We start from the raw sequence: 19,635 nt of genomic DNA on the forward strand, positions 1-19,635 counted from the left end.
GCGGCCGCGGTCGAGGTGGAGGCAAGGTGATTCGTGTGCGGAACCGCCGCGGTTCGCGATTGCGGGATTCACGGCGGTGGTCGTCGTCTCGGCGATCGCGCTCGGGCTGTCGACCGGGCGCTACGGCTCCTTCGGTGCGCAGGCTCGCGGTGAGTTTATGCGGACCAGGGTCCGGCGCTGCCCGCCATCGCGCGGCTGATGGATCTGATCGCGCCGGGATCGGTTGTCGCGCTGCGTATTCCGGCAGTGCTGGTCACTCTCGTGGCGATCGGTGACCACCCGGATCGTGCGTGAGTTCGATGGGGCGCGATGGGCGCAGGTGCCGGCGGCGACTGCCTACGCCGTCGCGCCGTTCCTCCTGCCGCAGGGCGGTGAGCTGTTCGCCAATGTCGTCGACACCGCGTCGTGGGTGGTGATCTGCTGGCTGGTGATCCGGTGGGTTCGCGTCCGCAGGGACTCGCTGGTGTGGGCGGGTGTGGTGACCGCGCTGGATATGCAGGTCGAGTGGCTCGTGCCGTACCTCTGGGGGCCGGATAGCGCTGCCGGACCCGGGGCAACCGGGTCCGGCAGCACCGCGATCAGGGGTGCGTGGTGACCGACTGCAGGACGATATCGGTGGCCGGCGCGCCGTCGCCGGAGCTGTCCTTGGTGCCGCCGGCGGCGATGTTCTGCAGGACGTCCGTACCGCCGGTGATGCGGCCGAACGGGGTGTAGTTGGGCGGGAGCTGGGAGTTCTTGTAGACCAGGAAGAACTGGCTGCCGTTGGTGTTCGGCCCGGCGTTGGCCATCGCGAGGGTGCCCGCCGGATAGGTGGCGCCGGCGAGATTCTCATCGGGGAACTTGTAGCCCGGCCCGCCGCGGCCGGTGCCGGTCGGATCGCCGCACTGGAGCACGAAGATGCCCTCGGTGGTCAGGCGGTGGCAGCGGGTGTGGTCGAAGAACTGCTGTCCGGCGAGGAAGACGAAGGAATTGACCGTCCGCGGCGCCTTGGCGGCGTCGAGCTTGGCGGTGATGGTGCCGCAGTTGGTTTCGAGGGTCGCGGTGTACGACGCCTTCTGGTTGATCGTCATGGCCGGTGCGGCGGGCCACTGCTTGCCGTTGGACTTGGCGGGGCCCGCGTTCATGCACCCGGGTGCGCCCGTATGCACGGGCGTGGGCGCCGCGAGCGCCTGCCCGGTGCCGAACAGTGTCAGCGACAGACCGGCGGCAACGAGGCCGATTCGCCGTATCATGGTGCGCCGCAGATGAATTCGGCGCGACGGCCGTTCGGCGTCGAGCTGCTGGTGCTGTGGAACGCTGTTCACCGGGGGGTGACTCCTTCGTAACATCGGATGCGGCAGGCTGCCGCGCATCTTGCCACGGCGGCCGACGAATGTCCGCGTGAGTGGACGGACCGTCCGTTGCGGTAGCTGGTACCCGTTGTCCCGGTGATCAAACCGAAAGCGAGCAGAATACGGGCGATCGGAACGAACCCGGGACGCGGTGTCCGATGATCTGGTTTGATCACGAACAGGAGTGTGCCGTGCGCGCGAAGGACGCGGCTGGCGTGCGGCGGCCCGATCGAGGGAGGTTGCCGGTGGACCACGTCTTCTATCCGTGGAGTGCCCAGGCGGGAGTGAATCCCGTGCCGATCACGGGCGCTTCGGGGTCCTGGTTCTGGGACGCCGACGGCAGACGCTATCTGGACTTCTCCTCCCAGTTGGTGAACGTCAACATCGGCCATCAGCATCCCGATGTGGTGGCCGCGATCGTGGCGCAGGCCCAGACGCTGACGACCATCTCGCCGACCGTCGGCAACGAGGTGCGCAGCGAGCTGGCCCGCCTGATCGTCGAACGCGCACCCGGGCAGCTGAACCGCGTGCTGTTCACCACCGGTGGCGCGGAGGCGGTCGAACATGCGGTGCGATTGGCGCGCAGCTACACCGGGCGCACGAAGATGCTCTCGGCCTACCGCTCCTATCACGGCGGTACGGGTGTGGCGATCGGTCTGACCGGTGAGCCGCGTCGCTGGGGTGCGGAGCCGACGAATGTGGATGTGGTCCGGTTCTTCGGCCCGTATCCGTATCGCTCCGCCTGGCAGACCTCCACTCCCGAGGAGGAGGCCGCCGCGGCGCTGCGGCATCTGCGTCAGGTGATCGAACTCGAAGGGCCGCAACATATCGCGGGGCTGATCCTGGAGTCGGTGGTCGGCACGAACGGCGTGCTGGTGCCGCCGCCGGGATATCTGGCCGGTGTGCGGGAACTGTGCGACGAGTTCGGGATCGTCTACATCGCCGATGAGGTGATGGCCGGATTCGGCCGCGTGGGTGAGTGGTTCGCGGTTCAGGCCTTCGACGTCGCGCCCGATCTGATCACCTTCGCCAAGGGCGTGAACTCCGGTTATGTGCCCCTCGGCGGGGTCCTCATCGCCGAGTCGATCGCGGCACGGTACGACGACACCGTCTACCCCGGCGGCCTCACCTACGCGGGCCATCCGCTGGCGTGCGCGGCCGGGGTGGCCTCGATCGAGGTCTTCGAACGGGAGGGCATCCTGGACCACGTCCGGTCGGTCGGTGCCGATGTGCTCGGAAAGGGATTGCGCGAGTTGGCTTCTCGGCATCTCTCGGTCGGCGAGGTGCGTGGTATGGGATTCTTCTGGGCCCTGGAGCTGGTCCGTGATCCGGGCACTCGCGAGCCGCTGGTGCCCTTCGCCGCGGGGAGTGCCGCCGCGGAACCGATGAACCGTGTCACAGCCGCGGCCAAGGAGCGCGGACTGTGGCCGTTCGTCGCCGCGAATCGCCTGCAGATCGCGCCGCCACTGACCACCTCGGCCGACGAATTGCGAACGGGGATAGAGATTCTCGACGAGGTGCTGGCGGTGGCCGACTCCTTCGCCGGGTGAGCTACGGGGTCGCCGGGCGGAGCAGGTCCTCGAGCAGCACACGGGTGTCGGGGACGAACGGCCAGGCGGGATCGTCCAGGTGAGCACGCAGTTCCGCGTCGGTCCACCACCAGCCGTCGGAGATCTCCTCGGGCTGATGCCGGATCGGGCCGTCGTACCGGATTTCGTAGGCGAACAGGTGGCAGCGCATGGGTGTGCCGAGCCATTCGCCGTCCCAGCTGACACGGGCGCGGGGGAGTGGACGGGAACCGTTGTCGCCCAGGATGATTCCGAGTTCCTCGCCGAGTTCACGGACCGCCGCGTCGGCCGGATCCTCACCCGGGCCCAGCACGCCCCCGGCCAGGCAATCGTGCATCCCGGCGAACACGGCCTTGGTCTCGGTGCGGCGGTGCACGTAGACGCGGTCGCCGTCGCCGGATCGGACCAGGACGCCCGCGCTGGCGTGCCACAGCCCCCGCGCGTAGACCGCCGAACGTTCGGCGCTGCCGATCTCCTGCCCGGCGCGATCGTAGACCGCGATCACCTCACCCATCGGATTCGCCCTCGTCGGAAGTCGGTTTTCGGTAGGCCAGCATATATACACTGAAACCGTCGCCGCAGTTCGTCTCGGAGGGGTCCGAGTGGGCATTATGACCGGGCTGTCGGTCACCACACGCTGGTGTGCGGTAGTGGGATTCGATGATGAAGGAGGCGGGTGGTGGCGGTCGATCCGAGCAGCGATGCGGTGCACGAGGCCCGGGTGATGATCCGGCAGGCCGGGGATCGGGCGCTACTGGTCGAACCGTCCGATCGGGCCGAGTTGGCCGGGGTGATCGATTATCTGCGAGACGAGCCCGTCGCGGGAGTGAGCGACATCCTCCCCGCCGCGCGCACGGTACTGATCACGCTGCGTCCCGGTGTCGATGCGGCGGTGCTGACCCGCCGGCTGCGCACCGCGTTCTCCGCGGTGTCGGAGCGAGCGGGCGGGGACGCGAAAGATGTTGCGCTCGTGGAGATCCCGGTGCGCTACGACGGTGTCGACCTCGCGGAGACCGCGGCGCTGCTCGGCATCTCCGAGCCGGAGTTGATCGCCAGGCACACCGGTGCGCAGTGGCGGTGCGCCTTCATCGGCTTCGCACCCGGATTCGGATATCTCGAAGCGCCTGGGGCGCAGTTGACGGTGCCGCGTCACGAGCAGTCGCGTACGGCGGTACCCGCCGGTGCGGTCGCCCTTGCCGGTGGATACAGCGCCGTCTATCCGCGTAGCTCACCGGGCGGCTGGCGGATCATCGGCAGGACGACGGCGACGCTGTGGGATCTGGACCGGCGTGAGCCCGCGCTGCTGCGTCCCGGGACCCGGGTGCGCTTCACCGCCGAGAAGAGCACCGCATGACGCGGCATACCTCGCTGCTGTATCCGGCCACGCCGGACGGTCCGGCGACGGCCGTACTGCGGGTGGTCGAGCCCGGAATGCTCAGCACCATCCAGGATTCGGGTCGTCCGGGATGGTTCCATGCCGGTGTCGGCGTTTCCGGAGCGGCCGATCGGCGCTCGTTCACGCTGGCCAACCGGCTGGTCGGCAACGACGAATCCGTCGCGGCGATCGAATGTCTGCTGGGCGGGCTTGTTCTGGAGTTCGGGGTGCCGACCGTCGTCGCGGTCACCGGAGCGCCCGCGCCGATCACCCTGGACGGGCGTCCGGCCGCTCATTCGGCGGTGCTGCGTCCGCAGCCCGGTCAGCGTCTGAAACTGGGCATGTCCGGGACCGGTCTGCGCAGCTACGTGGCCGTGCGAGGGGGTATTGCGGTGCCGCCGGTGCTCGGCTCGCGCAGTCGTGACACCCTCGCGGGGATCGGGCCCGAACCGCTGCGGGCATCGGACGTCCTGCCGGTCGGCCCGCCGCCGCGGCGCTGGCCGGAGGTCGACGTCGCCCCGGTCGCGCCCCTGACCGCCGATGTGCTCACCGTGCGGGCGCTGCTGGGCCCGCGTGAGGATTGGTACGTCCGTCCCGAGAACCTCTTCGCCGGACACTGGCGGGTGAGCCCCGACACCGATCGAGTGGGCATCCGACTCGAGGGGGACCCGAGCCGCCCGCCGCTGACCCGAGTCGACGACGCCGAACTCCCCACCGAGGGGATGCCCCTGGGCGCGATCCAGGTGCCGCCATCCGGTCAGCCGGTCGTATTTCTCGCCGACCACCCGATCACCGGCGGCTATCCGGTGATCGGCACGGTGCTGGATGCCGATGTCGACGCGCTGGCCCAAGCCCGCCCGGGTCGCCGGATCCGATTCGTGCGTGGGTGAATCGCGTCGCGCACCGGTCTCGGCGTTACCCGGGTCGTGTCGGTTCCGTTTCGTGTGCGATGCGTTTTCGATCATGGCGCGCGGCTGCGGGGCTTCGCGCGTAGCCTGTGAGCGCAGGAATCTCGAGAAGGGGACGACAATGCCGTTGCCGCGGGCTTTGGCCAGGTTCAATCGGCGGGTTACCAATCCGGTCGCCGGCCTGGTTGCCGGGCGGATGCCCGGACTCGGCGTGCTCGTGCATCGGGGTCGTAAGTCGGGCCGCGAGTATCACACGCCGGTGACGGTGTTCAGCCGTGATGGGGCGTACCGCATCGCACTCTCCTACGGCCGGGATGTCGACTGGCTCAAGAATATTCTCGCCGCTGGTGAATTCGAACTCGAGCTCGACGGACGCACCATCGCGCTCACCGACCCGGTGGTGCGGCACGATGCCGAGGTCGGCTGGGCCCCGATCGGTGTGCGGCAGATGTTGCACACCCTGTCCGCGGACTGCTACGTCGAGGCACATCCCGCGCCGTAGCGCCCCGGAAGAACCACCGGTCTGATCGCCGCGAGACGGTCCCGTATCGAGCCGGGCGCGAAGATGTTGTCCGGTAGTGGATTTCGTCGACAGCGAGGATGAGATGCGGTGCGGGGCGCCGTGAGGCTGGTCACGACTCGATCGCGTCGAGGACACGATGCCGCCGCGGTCATCGCGGTCGGCAGTTCCGAGGCGGCGTTGCGGAGCGATTTCGGTCACGTCGAGCCGATCGGCGTGTGGCCGCACTGGACGCATCTGTGAGCGGGAGGCATCGTCGCCGACGATGCCTCCCTGACATGTCAGTCCGTCACCTCGGCAAGCGCGCGGGCAGGCCCGAACCAACGGGTCAGCGCGTCGCGCAGACCGTCGGCATCGATCTCGGAACCGGTTGCGGCCCAGGCGACATAGCCGTCCGGCCGGATCAGCAGCGCCGCGGCGGGCGCGTGGTCCGCGGTGGCGGTGACGATGTCGACGCGCTCGGCCCATTCGCGTGCGTGTGCGGCCGCGCCGCCGGACAGATCGAGCAGGATCGGACGTGCCGTGCGCAACAGTTCGGCGACGCGAACCGGTCCGTTCTCGGTCGTCACGGTGAGATCGGGCACCAGACGGCCGGAGAGCGGATGGTCGTCGCCGATCGCGTACCGAACATCGGATCCGGCAAGCAGATTCGCGAGATGGTTCGCGACCTCGGGCAGCTGCATGAGTTCGCCGAAGAGTTCGCGCAGTGCGGTCACCTCGGGCCCGGGTGCGATCAGCGCGGTCTGCGAGAGGCTGTGCATCATGACCCGCTCGGCGACCGGATGACGTTCGCTCTCATAGGTATTCAGCAGATCCTCGGGTGCGTCACCGCGTACTACCGAGCCCAGCTTCCACCCCAGATTGAACGCGTCCTGCAGGCCCAGATTCAACCCCGGCCCGCCCATCGCCGAGTGGACGTGTGCCGAGTCGCCCAGCAGCAGCACACGGCCCTGCCGATAGTGCTCGGCGAGCAGGGTGTTCTGACCGACCGTGCGGCGCAACGCATGTGGGCCCGGACCTGTGGGCGGCTCGATCGGCACCGGAACACCGAGGACTCGCTCGACCGCCCGATGTACCTCGTCGAACGTCACCGGCTCGTCGTCCGCGACGGGAGCACAGCCGTGCTCGGTCACGCCGATCATCGGACGTCCGGGAATCAGCTCGGCGTAGACGAACATGCCGCGCTCGACCCGGTTGTGGCCGAAGGCGAATCGGCCCGCACCGGGGATCTCGATCCCGCCGTCCGCGGTCCGCAGCTCTTCCGGGACATGGGCATGTGCGAAGCGGGTGATGCGATCGTCGGAGCTGGTGCCCTGGAACGCGATCCCGAGTCGCTTGCGCACCAGGCTCTTTCCGCCGTCCGCGCCGACCAGGTACCGCGAGGTGATCTGATAGGGCCCCTCGGGTCCCGTCACCGTCGCGACGACCCGGTCCCCGTCCGTGTGAAAGTCGTTGAGCTGGTTGCCCCATCGGATCCGCACGCCGAGTTCCCCGGCGCGAGCGGCCAGTAGTTCGATCAGGCGTGGCTGGGGGATCGACCAGCCGTACATCGGATTGTTCGGTAGCGCACCCAATTCCAGCGTCATTCCGCTGAACATGTAATGCGGAAGCGGTTCGGGGTGTTCGGCCCGGGAGGGATCGAAGATCTCGAATTCATTGGGGGAGAACAACCCTCGGATGTCCATCATCCGGACCACCTGACCGATCAGGCCGTTCGCCTTGGGCTCGGGACTCGGCCCGGCGAGCGGGTCCAGCACGATCGGCCGGATACCCGCCAGGGCGAGTTCGCAGGCCAGCATCAGGCCGTTCGGTCCGGCGCCGGAAACGATTACGTCGGTTGCTGTTTCGGACATGATGAATCAACCCCTGTCGATATGGCTGGCTTCTCGGTGGAGAAGGGTGCGGTGAATCGCGGAAGCGCCGAATGCGCTACCGCTGTGTGGCTTTCGGTTACCGGTGGGTCAGACGCTCGGGTCCGGTAGCCCCCGGGCGATTTCGGTCAGGGCCCGGCGCAGGATCGTGGTCACGATCTCGGGCGGGTCGCTGTGAACGTAGACGTCGATCGCAGCGGTGCAGGCGGCGTTGACCGCCGCCGCGACCAGTTTCGGGTATAGGTCGGCAAGCGTGGTGCCGGTGCGTGCGGCCACCGCGGTGGCCAGCTCGTCGCCGGTGCCGTGCACGAAGGCGGCGAACATCTCCGGTGAGGCGAGCAGTTTGCGGTTCTCGGCGAGGATGGCGGGGGAGGGCGGCCCCCATCCCACGCCGTCGGCCTCGTACGGGGCGATCACCGACTCGGTGATCGCGGTCCAGAGCGGCTCGTCGGCGGGACGGGCGCGCAGTATTTCCGCGGCACGCCGCATACGTTCGATCTGCCGATAGGCCAGCGCCTCGAACTTGCTGGAGAAGTAGTTGTTGAAGGTGCGGACCGAAACCCCGGCCCGCCCGGCGATGTCCTCCCGGACAACGTTTTCCAGACCGCGTTCGAACATCAGCTCGAGTGCCGCATCGCTCAACGCCCTGCGGGTGTCGAGCTTCTTGCGTTCCCGAAGTCCGAGGGACTGTTCGTCGGTCATGCATCCAGTCTGACGGAAAAGTGCCCACTGGGCAAGAGTGCGCGACGGGAAAAATTACCCATCGGGCAGAAAAATTCGTGATGGTCGCTACACCGAATCGTTCAGGGGGCACTACCTGGGCTACCATGATCACCGGATGCGGTTCGCCCGTATCCGGCGTCGTAGATTGCTCTCACCGCGTACCAGCGCTGTGGCACCGGCTCTCCTTGCGGCGATCGATATGGCCCATCGGCCATCTCGCCACCGTGTGCCCCGCGCGAATCAGGATTTCGCCGCGTCGCGGGCACCCTGTTCGAAAGACATCAGTATCTCTGTGAACTCGACCGAATCCGTGTCCGGCGCTGCCGTGACCACGTCCTTCGCCGCGCTCGGCGTACCGTCTGCGCTGGTGGGGGCCCTGCGGGACGCCGGTATCGCCGCGCCGTTCCCCATTCAGGCCGACACCCTGCCGGACACTCTCGCTGGTCGCGACGTGCTGGGCCGTGGCAAGACCGGCAGCGGTAAGACGCTGGCATTCGCCATTCCCGTCGTGGCTCGGCTCGCGACCGATCTGGCCGGCACCGCCGGTCGGCATCGTCCCGCCGGGCTGATCCTCGCTCCGACCCGGGAGCTCGCCACCCAGATCGCGACCGCGCTCGAGCCGCTGGTCGCGGCCTACTCGATGACCGTCACCACCGTATTCGGCGGCGTCTCGCAGAACCGCCAGGTCAAAGCGCTGGCAGCGGGTGCGGACATCGTCGTGGCCTGCCCGGGGCGGCTCGAGGATCTGATGCGGCAGGGGCTGGTGAACCTCGGCAATGTCGGGATCACCGTCATCGATGAGGCCGATCACATGGCCGATCTGGGCTTCCTGCCCGGAGTCACCCGGATTCTCGCCGCGACACCGGCGAGCGGGCAGCGGTTGCTGTTCTCAGCGACCCTGGACAACGGCGTGGACAAACTGGTGAAACGCTTCCTGCCCGATGCGGTGCTGCACTCGGTGGACGAGGCGCACTCGCCGGTTGCCGCGATGACGCACCACGTCTTCGAGGTCTCGAGTCCGGCGGTGAAGAAGGACGTGGTCCGCGCGCTGGCCTCGGGCAGCGGTCGGCGAATCCTGTTCATGCGAACCAAGCATCAGGCTCGAAAGCTCGCGAAAACGCTGACCGCGGAAGGTATTCCGGCGGTCGATCTGCACGGCAACCTGGCCCAGAACGCCCGCGACCGCAATCTGGCGGCCTTCGCCGAGGGCGCCGCGAGGGTTCTGGTGGCCACCGACGTCGCCGCGCGCGGTGTGCACGTGGACGGCGTCGAACTCGTGGTGCACGTGGATCCGCCCGCCGAACACAAGGCGTATCTGCACCGGTCCGGCCGTACCGCTCGCGCGGGAAGCGCCGGCGATGTGGTCACCCTGGTCCTGCCCGAGCAGCGCAAGGACACCGCGGCCCTGCTGCGCAAGGCGGCCATCACCGTTCGTCCGCAGTCTGTGACCGCGGATTCGCGAGCGGTTGGCGCCCTGGTCGGCGTCATCGCTCCGGTGGTCGTGCCGTCGTCTGCCACCGAGAAGGCGTCCAGCGTCGGTGGAACCTCCACTCGGACAAGACGTTCCGGCGCTCGGACGGACTCTCCGGGGCGAAAGGGACGCAACGGCGCGGAAGCCGATGCGCCTACCCGGAACGGCCGTGGGGCGAAGGCCGGTGCCGCCGCGCAGTCGGTCGCCGGTCGTGCTGGAGCCGCTGGTTCGGACAGCGACAGGACCGGGCAACGCCGACGTGTCGAATCCGCGCAGACCTCGGGCGGACAGGCTTACTCGGCCGACACGCGTCCCGGCGGCCCGCGCCGGCGCGGCGCGAAGCGGGACGCCGGCGCGCCCCAGGATCGTCGCGAGGCCTCGAACCGTGATGTGCCGCAGGGGAGTTGGGCCGGTGACGGGTTCGACTCGCGAATCTCGGGCAACGGTTCGCGCGGGACCGATCCGGCTGTCCGGCGGGCGCGTCGTGAAACAGCGAACAGTGATGCGCCGCAGGGTATTTCCGGCGTTGGCGAACCTCGTTCGCGCGCATCGGATGACGGCGCCGAGAGGGCTCGGACCGGTAAGAGCTCCTGGCGTGGTCGCGACGGTGTCGCGGATCCGGGCGGACGCACCGATCGAGGCGCGGGCGGCAGGGAGCAGCCTTCGGGTCGCGACGCCGGGGAATACGGTGCACGGCAGGGTGTTTCGTCGGGAGGGCGGGCCGACTCGGGGCGTGGTTCGCGGAACGAGGGCGGTCGAGGATCGGGCGATCGCCCCGTGAGATCCGCTGCGCGGGAGTCGTATTCGAACACTGAACGCGGTGATGGTATGGGACGTCGCCGGAAGGTATCCGGTGAGGATTCGCGGGGTGCGCGCAGTGAGAATGTGCAATCCGGTGCGCGGCACACGTATTCGACGCCGACCGAGGATGCGCGCAAGGGCGGCGCCGGGCGGAACGGGCGCGAGCGGTCGGGTTCGCAGCACGGGCCTTCGGCCGGGGCCGATCGGTCCGGTGCGGGCGCGCCGGGGCGGCGGCATCGCCAGGGTGCGCGAAACGGTTCGTGACGCTTCGGTGAGATTCCCGCCGAGCGGCGGCGGGCGTCGCGGCTGAGCTGTGCGCGGCCGGGATCGGTATGCGGGACTGCCGGACGGGCTGCTCGCCGGGCTAGGGTGCGAATATGACATCCGAGCAGATGGAGATCTGGCACAATCCGCGCTGTTCCAAGAGCCGCGCGGCCAAGCAGGCGCTGGACGAGGCCGGAATCTCCTATACCGAGCGGCGTTATCTCGAGGATGCGCCCAGTGCGGCGGAGATCCGGGCGATGCTGGACCGTCTCGGTCTCGAGCCGTGGGACATCACGCGCACGGGCGAGGATGTGGCGAAGGAACTCGGGATCGCCGGGTGGTCGCGCACGCCCGAGGATCGGGAGCACTGGATCGAGACCCTGGCTCATCACCCGAAGCTGATCCAGCGCCCGATCGTGGCCGGCAGCCGCGGTGCGGTGGTCGCCCGGGACGAGCAGTCGCTGCGGTCGATGCTGTGAATCGGCTCCTGAGTATCGTTGCGGTGTGAGCGAGACCGGTGGAAGGTCCGCGTCCCGGCGGACCGCACCGGGGGCGCGGGCGGCGGTCGACGGCCGTAGCACGCGCTGGAACGGGCACAAGGAACGCCGCCGCGCCGCCGTGCTGGACGCCGCGATCGAGGTGATCGAGGAGTGCGGCGCGGACATCTCCGTTCAGCAGATCGCGGATCGGCTGCGTCTGCCGCGCCCGGTGGTGTACCGGCATTTCGACGGTCGCGCCGATCTGGACGAGCAGATCCGTCGGCGAATCCTGGAATCACTGCTGGACGAGTTGATGCCCGCGCTGCGAGCCGACGGCACTGTGCGCGATGCGGTGCGTGGCGCGGTCGGCACCTACGTCGAGTGGGTCGATCGACATCCCGGCCTGCACAGGTTCCTGGACGGCATTGCGCCGCAGGGAGATTCGTCTCAGGCCATCGCGGGTGCCCGGGATCGGATCGGCGGACGCCTGGCCGATCTGTTCACCTCCTCGCTGGCGCGATTCGGGATCGATCCGGCGAGCGCACGGCCGATGGCCTTCGGCGTGGTCGGTTTCGTGGACGGCGTCGTCAACAGCTGGCGCGCGGATGCGGCGACGGCGATGAGCTGCGAGCAGATCGAGGGCATTCTCACCGAATCGGTCCTGGCGCTGTTCGAGGGCAATGCGCGCAGCCTCGGCGTTCCGCTGGCCCGGGACACTCCCGTCGCCGTGCTGCTGGCCAGTCCCGAGAGTTCGGCATCCTGAGCGGATCCGCGCGGCTATCCGTAGACCCGGGCGGGTGGCGGCGGTTCGATTGCGCGGCAGCGACTTTCGCGGCAACTCCGGTGAGACGAAGGCCGCGATCGAGCCACTGATCAGCACACCCAGCACCAGGCAGGGCACCGCCCGCACGAAGACGCCCGTGAAAACCGTTGCGGCGGTTCGCGGTTTCGGGGTGGCGCCGATCCAGCCGGTGAGCTGCCCCTGGAAGATCAGCCCGAGCGCCAGCAACCCGGCCGGCCCATAGGTCGACGCCCCGCGCCATCGGCCGGGCCGCGGGACCTGCTGGGCATCGTCGGCGACGACGCCGGTCTCCGGTATCGACATGCATCCACCCCCGTTACTGACGACATCGAGATCCGGACGAACAACCGAGCACAATGTCCGTCGCGCTCCGCGGCGGCGATATTCGCTGTCGCAGTGCGGACATGGGCATGATGGCACAGACCACCGACACGTGGGAATCCGCCGGGGCCTGCGCATATGCGTCGTCCGGCGCACCGGCAACACTCCCGGTGCGCACCGTTCGCCAGCCGGTCGCGCCCCGTTCTCCACACTGCCCGCACGGGTGACGCCGCGCGACGCGGTTACGATTCAACTCATGCAGCGCATCATCGGAATCGAGGTCGAGTACGGGATCTCCACGCCTACCGAGCCCTCGGCCAACCCGATTCTCACCTCCACCCAGGCGGTGCTGGCGTACGCCGCCGCCGAGGGCGTGCCACGGGCCAAGCGCACCCGATGGGACTACGAGGTGGAATCGCCGCTGCGCGACGCTCGTGGTTTCGATCTGGGCCGCCTCAACGGACCCGCCCCCGTGATCGACGCGGACGAGGTCGGCGCGGCGAACATGATCCTCACCAACGGGGCCAGGCTCTACGTCGACCACGCGCACCCCGAATACTCCGCACCCGAGGTCGTCGACCCGATGGACGCGGTGATCTGGGACAAGGCCGGTGAGCGGGTGATGGAGGCCGCCGCGCGCTACGCCTCGAGTGTCCCGGGCGCGGCGCCGATGCAGTTGTACAAGAACAACGTCGACGGCAAGGGCGCCTCCTACGGCACCCACGAGAACTATCTGATGAGCCGCGATACGCCGTTCAACCAGATCATCGTCGGCCTCACCCCGTTCTTCGCCTCCCGCCAGGTGATCTGCGGATCGGGCCGGGTGGGCATCGGCCAGTCGGGTGACACGGCCGGATTCCAGCTGTCCCAGCGTGCGGACTACATCGAGGTCGAGGTCGGCCTCGAGACCACGCTCAAGCGCGGCATCATCAACACTCGCGACGAGCCGCACGCCGACGCGGACAAGTACCGCCGCCTGCACGTCATCATCGGCGACGCCAATCTCGCGGAATGGTCCACCTACCTGAAGGTCGGCACCACGGCCCTGGTGCTGGACCTGATCGAGGCCGGGGAGGATCTGGCCGATCTGCAACTGGCGCGTCCGGTGACCGCGGTGCACGCCATCAGTCACGATCCGACCCTGCGCGCGACGGTCGCGCTGTCGGACGGCCGCGAGCTGACCGGCCTTGCGCTGCAACGGATCTACCTCGATCGGGTGGGCAAGTACCACAGCCGCGAGGGCACCGACGACGCCCGCGTCACCGATCTGCTGGAGAAGTGGGCGCACGTACTGGATCTGCTCGAGCGCGATCCGATGGAGTGCGCGGATCTGCTGGACTGGCCCGCCAAGCTGCGCCTGCTCGAGGGCATCCGCAACCGTGAGGGCCTGGGCTGGGCCGCGCCGAAACTGCATCTGGTCGATCTGCAGTACTCCGACGTGCGTCTGGACAAGGGTTTGTACAACCGTCTGGTGGCACGCGGCTCGATGCGGCGGCTGGTCACCGAGCAGCAGGTGCTCGACGCCATGACCAACCCGCCCACCGACACCCGCGCGTATTTCCGCGGCGAATGCCTGCGCCGGTTCGGCGGCGATATCGCGGCGGCCAGCTGGGATTCGGTGATCTTCGATCTGGGCGGCGATTCGCTGGTGCGTATCCCCACCCTCGAGCCCCGGCGCGGCACCAAATCGCATGTCGGGAAGCTGTTGGACGGTGTGAACACCGCGGCGGAGCTGGTGGAACAGCTGACCACCTAGTCGTCGACACGGCGGTCGAACAGCCATCGCACCCGGTGCGATGGGCGCCGCTGTGATGTTGCGGCGGGGGCGCATTGCGAGGTAATCCGGCATGTTGTCCTCGCCGCTGGGTAGTGTTGAGGGACGAGCATCGGAGCTATCCGGTGCTCGCCGATGATCAGTACAGAGGAGGTCGGCTGCTATGGCACAAGAGCAGACCAGGCGCGCCGGTGGCGGCGACGAGGACGACGACGCTGCCGGCGTCGATGCCGCGGGGCAGGAGCGCCGCGAGAAACTGGCGGAGGACACCGACGACCTGCTCGATGAGATCGATGACGTACTCGAGGAGAACGCGGAAGACTTCGTGCGCGCATACGTTCAGAAGGGCGGCCAGTGACATCAGGTGACCCCATGCGGCTCCACACGGGGTACGCGCTGTCGTCGTTCACCGAACATCTGCGCCAGTCAGCTCCGGAACTGTTGCCAGCCAACAGATTCGGCAACACCGGTGACGCCGCCCCCAGTGGGGCGGCGTCGCAGGATCTGGCCCCGCACGGCACAACCGTCGTCGCGATCACGTACCGCGGTGGTGCGCTGATCGCGGGCGATCGCCGCGCGACCCAGGGCAATCTGCTGGCCAGCCGGGATATGGAGAAGGTGTACATCACCGACACCTATTCCGCGGCCGGGATCGCGGGCACGGTGGGCGTGGCAGTCGAGATGATCCGGCTGTTCGCGGTGGAGTTGGAGCATTACGAGAAGATCGAGGGCGTCTCGCTGACCTTCGACGGTAAGGCCAACAAGCTGTCCAGGATGGTGCGCGACAATCTGCCCGCCGCGCTGCAGGGCATGGCCGCGGTGCCGATCCTGGCCGGGTACGACCAGGAGGCCGGCGACCCGGACCACGCCGGTCGGATCGTGTCCTACGACGTGGTCGGCGGCCGCACCGAGGAGCGGTTCGGTTACGCGGCCACCGGGTCCGGCTCGATGTTCGCCAAATCCTCGTTGAAGAAGACCTACAGCCGCGGTATCGACGCCGAGAAGGCCCTGCGCATCGCGGTACAGGCGCTGGTCGACGCCTCGGACGACGACACCGCCACCGGCGGCCCGGACCTGATGCGCGGCATCTTCCCCACGGCGGTCCTGATCGACGCCGAGGGCGCGGCGGAGGTCCCCGAGGAGCGACTGGCGGAGATCGCGCGTTCGCTGGCCGATGAGCGCGAGGCGGAAGAAGGGAGTTTCCCCGCATGAACGGTCAGCGGCCGGAGGCGGCAGCGGGCTCGAGAGCGGAGCCGACCGGAGGTCGTCGGTTGAGGGCGGTGGTGGGAGACGGGCGGGCCCACGTAGGCCGCCCGGGCATGCGGAAAGGAATTACAGCATGACACTGCCGTACTACGCGTCGGCCGAACAGATCATGCGCGACAAGACCGAACTTGCGCGCAAGGGCATCGCACGGGGACGCAGTGTCGTGGCGTTGGTGTACGACAAGGGTGTGTTGTTCGTCGCGGAGAATCCGTCGGCGACGTTGAACAAGATCAGCGAGCTGTACGACCGGATCGGTTTCGCCGCGGTCGGTAAGTACAACGAGTTCGAGAGCCTGCGACGCGGCGGCATCCTGCAGGCCGACCTGCGCGGTTACCAGTACGACCGGCGCGACGTCACCGCCAGCGCGCTGGCCAACGTGTACGCCTCGACGCTGGGCACCATCTTCACCGATCAGCTCAAGCCCTACGAGGTGGAGATCTGCATCGGCGAGGTCGGCTATCCCGAGCAGGCCAAGAATTCGGTGCTCTACCGGATCAATTTCGACGGCTCCATCGTCGACGAGCGCGAATACGTCGTGATGGGCGGCAACACCGATCCCATCGCGACCGCGCTGAAGGAGACCTACCGGCCTGGACTGGACCTGAGCAGCGCGATCGAGACCGCTGTGCAGGCCCTGCAGAAGGCCGCTCCCGACGGCGGGGACAAGGAGAAGCGAACGCTGGGCGTCGGCTCGCTCGAGGTCGCCACGCTCGAGCAGTCGCGGCCGCGCCGGGCATTCCGTCGCATCGTGCCCACCGCTCTGGAGGTTCTGCTGGGCGGCAGTCGCGAGGGTGACGCAGATTCCGATTCGGCCGAGAAGTCGGATGATTCGGATGAGTCGCAGACACCGTCGGCAGGAGATCCGTCGAACTCGTAGCAACCGCGTAATCCGGTGTGGCCGGGCCCCTTACACTCGTGGATCCACGAGTGTAAGGGGCCTTGTCGCTGCGCGGGCCCGGATCGCGAATCCGGTCGTTGACATGTGAAATCGTTGTGAAGACGTATGCAACCACTTGCTCGCACAGCCACTTTCGGGGATGCGTTGGTTGTACTGTCGATGGTGTGCAGCGACGAATCATGGGGATCGAGACCGAATTCGGGGTGACGTGTACGTTCCACGGTCACCGTCGGTTGAGCCCTGACGAGGTAGCCCGGTACCTGTTCCGCCGGGTGGTTTCCTGGGGCCGTAGCTCGAACGTATTCCTCCGCAACGGTGCCCGGCTCTACCTCGATGTCGGTTCCCACCCGGAGTATGCGACGGCCGAATGCGACAGCCTGGTGCAGTTGGTCACCCACGACCGTGCGGGTGAGCGAGTGCTCGAGGAGTTGCTGATCGACGCCGAGCAGCGCTTGGCGGAGGAGGGTATCGGCGGCGATATCTACCTGTTCAAGAACAACACCGATTCCGCGGGCAACTCCTACGGCTGCCACGAGAATTTCCTGGTCGTGCGCGCCGGTGAGTTCTCCCGCATCTCCGATGTGCTGTTGCCGTTCCTGGTGACGCGGCAGCTCATCTGCGGTGCGGGCAAGATCCTGCAGACGCCCAAGGCGGCGACGTTCTGTCTGTCCCAGCGTGCCGAGCACATCTGGGAGGGGGTGTCCTCGGCGACGACGCGTTCGCGGCCGATCATCAACACCCGCGACGAGCCGCACGCCGACGCCGAGAAGTACCGGCGTCTGCACGTGATCGTCGGCGATTCGAACATGTCCGAGACCACCACCATGCTCAAGGTGGGCACCGCCTCGCTGGTCCTGGAGATGATCGAGGCGGGTGTCTCGTTCCGGGACTTCGCCCTCGACAATCCGATCCGGGCCATCCGCGAGGTCTCGCACGATCTGACCGGGCGGCGTCAGGTGCGCCTGGCGGGCGGGCGGCAGGCCAGCGCGCTGGACATCCAGCGCGAGTACTACGCCCGCGCGGTGGAACATCTGCGCAACCGCGAACGGGATCCACAGGTGGACGCCGTCGTGGACCTGTGGGGCCGCACCCTGGACGCGGTCGAGGCGCAGGATTTCGCGAAGGTCGACACCGAGATCGACTGGGTGATCAAGCGCAAGCTGTTCCAGCGCTATCAGGACAGGTACAACATGGACCTGTCCGATCCCAAGATCGCCCAGCTGGATCTGGCGTATCACGACATCAAGCGTGGTCGCGGCGTCTTCGACCTGCTGCAGCGCAAGGGGCTGGCCAAGCGGGTCACCGAGGACGACGCGGTCGACGCGGCCGTCACGACCCCGCCGCAGACCACCCGGGCCAAGCTGCGCGGCGATTTCATCACCGCCGCCCAGGAGGCGGGTCGCGACTTCACCGTCGACTGGGTGCACTTGAAGCTCAACGACCAGGCCCAGCGCACCGTGCTGTGCAAGGACCCCTTCCGCTCTGTCGACGAACGCGTGGATCGCCTGATCGCGTCGATGTGAGGTTCGGCGCGGTTTTGTGCAAAGCTGCGTTGTTGCTGGAGATTTGGTGGAGCCGGGGAGGGACATAGTGATGAGCGGGCCATCGTCCGTGGATCGTCTGGAGCGCGGGCTGGGTGTTGCGGGCCGGGTTGTTCAGTGGGTGGGCGCTTGCCTCTATCGAATGTTCCGGACCTGGTGGGCAACTCTGCTGGTGGTTGCCGGGCTGTGTGCCATATTCGTCGGGGGCAGCGAGCTGATCGACGCGCTCGGGACGCACTGCTCGGCCTCGGGGCTACCGGGGGGCTGTGTCGCGGGCGCGATCGAGCACCAGCGGAAGGTAGCGGTGCAGATCCTGGGGGTCGGCGTGCTGGTCACGCTGGTCGGCTGTGTTCTGTATCTGCGCTGGCTCCGGCCGGACTATTGGGGCGCGAGAATCCGCTTGGCCGTTCGAACCCCGGTGGATCGCGTTCTCGATCGGACTGTCGATGCTGCCTGGAACCGGGTGACGGGCGACAATCGCCGCAGCGGCGACGACTACCGGTAGCGAGTGGATCATCTGATCGCGCCGATGTGACGGTTGGTGGTCCGCAGCAATGCGCAAGGCCGCGTCGGCGCTGGTCGGCGAGCGATGTGTAGATCTGCCTGAGCGCTTCGGTGTGCGGGTGTGAGTTCACCGGGAGTTCGCCGCTGGCGAAAGGGTGCGTGTCGCGAAAATTGTGATACCAGCGCACATCGATGCGGCCGGTCGCATTACTCTTGTCCGAGTGGCGATATCCAAGGTCGAGCGGCTGATGAATCTGGTTATCGCGCTGCTCTCGACCAGGCAGTTCCTGAGTGCCGAACGCATTCGTGACAGCGTCGCGGGATATGAGGACTCGGTCAGTGACGAGGCGTTCAGCCGGATGTTCGAGCGCGACAAGAACGAGTTGCGCGATCTCGGCATTCCCCTGGAGGTCGGTCCGGTCGGCCGATACACCTCTCAGGAGGGGTACCGGATCAATCGTGACGCCTACGAGCTCCCCGACATCGATCTGACCAGCGAGGAGGCCGCGGCCGTCGCGGTGGCCGTGCAGTTGTGGGAATCTCCCGAACTGGCCGCCGCGGCCGAGGGTGCCGTGCTGAAGCTACGGGCCGCCGGGATCCACGTCGAGCCCGAGGCGGCACTGGCCTCGGTTCCAGCGGTGCCCGCCCGCACGCGCGGGTCGGAGGCGGCCCTGGGTAAGTTGCTGGCCGCCGTCGACGCCGGACGCGCGGTCCGATTCGAACACCGCAACTCGCACAACGCGCCGTATCTGATGCGCGATGTGGAGCCGTGGGGCGTGGTGACCCATCACGGACGGTGGTACCTGGTCGGGCACGATCGCATCCGTAACGCGGTGCGCACCTTCCGCCTGTCCCGGATCGGTGAGGATGTCACCGCATACGGTCACGAGAACGCCGTCCGCAAACCCGAGGGCGCGGATCTGCGCGAGATGGTCGCCCGGGTGACCGGTGCGGCCCCCGTGACGGGGACCGCGACGGTGTGGGTGGCCGACGGCCGCGGCCAGGAGATTCGCCGTCTCGGCGCGGTCGTGGAGGAGCGCGAGGTCGGAGGTCGCGCGGGCGCGGTGGTGGAGGTTCCGGTGCGGTCGCGCGATTGGCTGGCGAGGCTGATCACCGGACTCGGTCCGGATGCGTTGGTGCTGGCCCCGGCACAGTTGCGCGAGGACATCGTGGGGCGGTTGCGATCGGTGCTCGAGCGCACAGAGGTTCCGGCATGAC

The 19,635-nt window shown here is 68.0% G+C and carries 21 protein-coding genes; 17 read left to right on the forward strand and 4 right to left on the reverse strand.

Going from position 1 to position 19,635, the window contains the following annotated elements; genetic code table 11:
• The first annotated feature begins 271 nt into the window (after positions 1–271).
• On the forward strand, positions 272–595 hold the full coding sequence (locus NM2_RS08690) for a hypothetical protein (RefSeq protein ID WP_157120981.1): 324 nt from the start codon (positions 272–274) through the stop codon (positions 593–595).
• Here NM2_RS08690 and NM2_RS08695 read toward each other — a convergent pair.
• Positions 579–1,304, reverse strand: a complete 726-nt coding sequence (locus NM2_RS08695; RefSeq protein ID WP_281182420.1) for a peptidylprolyl isomerase — start codon at positions 1,302–1,304, stop codon at positions 579–581. The two genes, NM2_RS08690 and NM2_RS08695, sit on opposite strands and share 17 nt — an antisense overlap.
• Before the next feature lie 185 nt (positions 1,305–1,489).
• Here NM2_RS08695 and NM2_RS08700 point away from each other — a divergent pair, with 185 nt between their 5' ends.
• The gene (locus NM2_RS08700; protein WP_169816140.1) at positions 1,490–2,881 is read left to right on the forward strand and encodes an aspartate aminotransferase family protein; all 1,392 of its coding nucleotides are present in this window, start codon (positions 1,490–1,492) and stop codon (positions 2,879–2,881) included.
• Position 2,882: 1 nt separating this feature from the next.
• Here the strand turns inward: NM2_RS08700 and NM2_RS08705 are convergent, their stop codons facing one another.
• Positions 2,883–3,413 (reverse strand): NUDIX hydrolase, encoded by a 531-nt coding sequence (locus tag NM2_RS08705; protein ID WP_067666447.1) that lies wholly within the window; start codon positions 3,411–3,413, stop codon positions 2,883–2,885.
• A gap of 210 nt (positions 3,414–3,623) precedes the next feature.
• Between NM2_RS08705 and NM2_RS08710 the strand changes: the two genes are divergently transcribed.
• The 4 genes from NM2_RS08710 (at position 3,624) to NM2_RS48835 (ending at position 5,945) form a co-directional block, all read left to right on the forward strand.
• Positions 3,624–4,253 (forward strand): 5-oxoprolinase subunit B family protein, encoded by a 630-nt coding sequence (locus tag NM2_RS08710; RefSeq protein ID WP_067666524.1) that lies wholly within the window; start codon positions 3,624–3,626, stop codon positions 4,251–4,253.
• Entirely contained in the window at positions 4,250–5,164 is a 915-nt protein-coding gene (locus NM2_RS08715) for a 5-oxoprolinase subunit C family protein (protein ID WP_084530624.1), read from the forward strand. Before NM2_RS08710 ends, NM2_RS08715 begins: the two co-directional genes overlap by 4 nt.
• Positions 5,165–5,303: 139 nt before the next feature.
• A complete protein-coding gene (locus NM2_RS08720) occupies positions 5,304–5,684 on the forward strand; it encodes a nitroreductase family deazaflavin-dependent oxidoreductase (protein WP_067666448.1) in 381 nt (126 codons plus the stop codon).
• A 108-nt stretch (positions 5,685–5,792) separates the two neighbouring features.
• The gene (locus tag NM2_RS48835; RefSeq protein WP_157120982.1) at positions 5,793–5,945 is read left to right on the forward strand and encodes a hypothetical protein; all 153 of its coding nucleotides are present in this window, start codon (positions 5,793–5,795) and stop codon (positions 5,943–5,945) included.
• A gap of 38 nt (positions 5,946–5,983) precedes the next feature.
• Here the strand turns inward: NM2_RS48835 and NM2_RS08725 are convergent, their stop codons facing one another.
• Both NM2_RS08725 and NM2_RS08730 read right to left on the reverse strand, forming a co-directional pair.
• Positions 5,984–7,555, reverse strand: coding sequence for an FAD-dependent monooxygenase (locus tag NM2_RS08725; protein WP_067666449.1), 1,572 nt, complete (start codon positions 7,553–7,555; stop codon positions 5,984–5,986).
• Between the two features lie 108 nt (positions 7,556–7,663).
• Positions 7,664–8,275 (reverse strand): TetR/AcrR family transcriptional regulator, encoded by a 612-nt coding sequence (locus NM2_RS08730; RefSeq protein ID WP_067666451.1) that lies wholly within the window; start codon positions 8,273–8,275, stop codon positions 7,664–7,666.
• 220 nt (positions 8,276–8,495) lie between these two features.
• Between NM2_RS08730 and NM2_RS47295 the strand changes: the two genes are divergently transcribed.
• The 11 genes from NM2_RS47295 (at position 8,496) to NM2_RS08785 (ending at position 19,634) form a co-directional block, all read left to right on the forward strand.
• Entirely contained in the window at positions 8,496–10,832 is a 2,337-nt protein-coding gene (locus NM2_RS47295) for a DEAD/DEAH box helicase (protein WP_084530625.1), read from the forward strand.
• Between the two features lie 113 nt (positions 10,833–10,945).
• Positions 10,946–11,311: an arsenate reductase family protein gene (locus tag NM2_RS08740; RefSeq protein WP_157120983.1), complete on the forward strand. Its 366-nt coding sequence runs from the start codon at positions 10,946–10,948 to the stop codon at positions 11,309–11,311.
• Between the two features lie 25 nt (positions 11,312–11,336).
• Positions 11,337–12,074 carry a TetR/AcrR family transcriptional regulator gene (locus tag NM2_RS08745; protein ID WP_084530626.1) on the forward strand — a complete coding sequence of 246 codons (738 nt, stop codon included), beginning with the start codon at positions 11,337–11,339 and terminating at the stop codon, positions 12,072–12,074.
• 34 nt (positions 12,075–12,108) lie between these two features.
• The gene (locus NM2_RS53370; protein ID WP_067666454.1) at positions 12,109–12,336 is read left to right on the forward strand and encodes a hypothetical protein; all 228 of its coding nucleotides are present in this window, start codon (positions 12,109–12,111) and stop codon (positions 12,334–12,336) included.
• A 354-nt stretch (positions 12,337–12,690) separates the two neighbouring features.
• Entirely contained in the window at positions 12,691–14,190 is a 1,500-nt protein-coding gene (gene dop / locus NM2_RS08755; protein ID WP_067666455.1) for a depupylase/deamidase Dop, read from the forward strand.
• A 181-nt stretch (positions 14,191–14,371) separates the two neighbouring features.
• A complete protein-coding gene (locus tag NM2_RS08760) occupies positions 14,372–14,566 on the forward strand; it encodes a ubiquitin-like protein Pup (protein ID WP_040823079.1) in 195 nt (64 codons plus the stop codon).
• Between the two features lie 14 nt (positions 14,567–14,580).
• Complete coding sequence (gene prcB / locus NM2_RS08765) at positions 14,581–15,420, forward strand: proteasome subunit beta (RefSeq protein WP_067666457.1); 840 nt, start codon at positions 14,581–14,583, stop codon at positions 15,418–15,420.
• A gap of 127 nt (positions 15,421–15,547) precedes the next feature.
• Positions 15,548–16,351, forward strand: coding sequence for a proteasome subunit alpha (prcA, locus tag NM2_RS08770; protein ID WP_067666459.1), 804 nt, complete (start codon positions 15,548–15,550; stop codon positions 16,349–16,351).
• A 185-nt stretch (positions 16,352–16,536) separates the two neighbouring features.
• Complete coding sequence (pafA, locus tag NM2_RS08775) at positions 16,537–17,895, forward strand: Pup--protein ligase (RefSeq protein WP_218008796.1); 1,359 nt, start codon at positions 16,537–16,539, stop codon at positions 17,893–17,895.
• A gap of 70 nt (positions 17,896–17,965) precedes the next feature.
• Positions 17,966–18,418, forward strand: a complete 453-nt coding sequence (locus NM2_RS08780; protein ID WP_157120984.1) for a hypothetical protein — start codon at positions 17,966–17,968, stop codon at positions 18,416–18,418.
• A gap of 220 nt (positions 18,419–18,638) precedes the next feature.
• Positions 18,639–19,634 carry a helix-turn-helix transcriptional regulator gene (locus tag NM2_RS08785; RefSeq protein WP_157120985.1) on the forward strand — a complete coding sequence of 332 codons (996 nt, stop codon included), beginning with the start codon at positions 18,639–18,641 and terminating at the stop codon, positions 19,632–19,634.
• Position 19,635 lies beyond the last annotated feature (1 nt).

It is taken from the genome of Nocardia miyunensis NBRC 108239 (assembly GCF_001613065.1).
In the GTDB taxonomy this organism is placed as follows: domain Bacteria; phylum Actinomycetota; class Actinomycetes; order Mycobacteriales; family Mycobacteriaceae; genus Nocardia; species Nocardia miyunensis.

What these genes read in the sequence shown, in the direction of transcription:
- NM2_RS08700 (WP_169816140.1), top strand. Translation starts at nt 1,490, where the DNA reads ATGATCTGGTTTGATCACGAACAGGAGTGTGCCGTGCGCGCGAAGGAC.
- NM2_RS08705 (WP_067666447.1), bottom strand. Translation starts at nt 3,413, where the DNA reads ATGGGTGAGGTGATCGCGGTCTACGATCGCGCCGGGCAGGAGATCGGC.
- NM2_RS08710 (WP_067666524.1), top strand. Translation starts at nt 3,624, where the DNA reads ATGATCCGGCAGGCCGGGGATCGGGCGCTACTGGTCGAACCGTCCGAT.
- NM2_RS08715 (WP_084530624.1), top strand. Translation starts at nt 4,250, where the DNA reads ATGACGCGGCATACCTCGCTGCTGTATCCGGCCACGCCGGACGGTCCG.
- NM2_RS08720 (WP_067666448.1), top strand. Translation starts at nt 5,304, where the DNA reads ATGCCGTTGCCGCGGGCTTTGGCCAGGTTCAATCGGCGGGTTACCAAT.
- NM2_RS08725 (WP_067666449.1), bottom strand. Translation starts at nt 7,555, where the DNA reads ATGTCCGAAACAGCAACCGACGTAATCGTTTCCGGCGCCGGACCGAAC.
- NM2_RS08730 (WP_067666451.1), bottom strand. Translation starts at nt 8,275, where the DNA reads ATGACCGACGAACAGTCCCTCGGACTTCGGGAACGCAAGAAGCTCGAC.
- NM2_RS47295 (WP_084530625.1), top strand. Translation starts at nt 8,496, where the DNA reads ATGGCCCATCGGCCATCTCGCCACCGTGTGCCCCGCGCGAATCAGGAT.
- NM2_RS08740 (WP_157120983.1), top strand. Translation starts at nt 10,946, where the DNA reads ATGACATCCGAGCAGATGGAGATCTGGCACAATCCGCGCTGTTCCAAG.
- dop (WP_067666455.1), top strand. Translation starts at nt 12,691, where the DNA reads ATGCAGCGCATCATCGGAATCGAGGTCGAGTACGGGATCTCCACGCCT.
- NM2_RS08760 (WP_040823079.1), top strand. Translation starts at nt 14,372, where the DNA reads ATGGCACAAGAGCAGACCAGGCGCGCCGGTGGCGGCGACGAGGACGAC.
- prcB (WP_067666457.1), top strand. Translation starts at nt 14,581, where the DNA reads ATGCGGCTCCACACGGGGTACGCGCTGTCGTCGTTCACCGAACATCTG.
- prcA (WP_067666459.1), top strand. Translation starts at nt 15,548, where the DNA reads ATGACACTGCCGTACTACGCGTCGGCCGAACAGATCATGCGCGACAAG.
- NM2_RS08780 (WP_157120984.1), top strand. Translation starts at nt 17,966, where the DNA reads ATGAGCGGGCCATCGTCCGTGGATCGTCTGGAGCGCGGGCTGGGTGTT.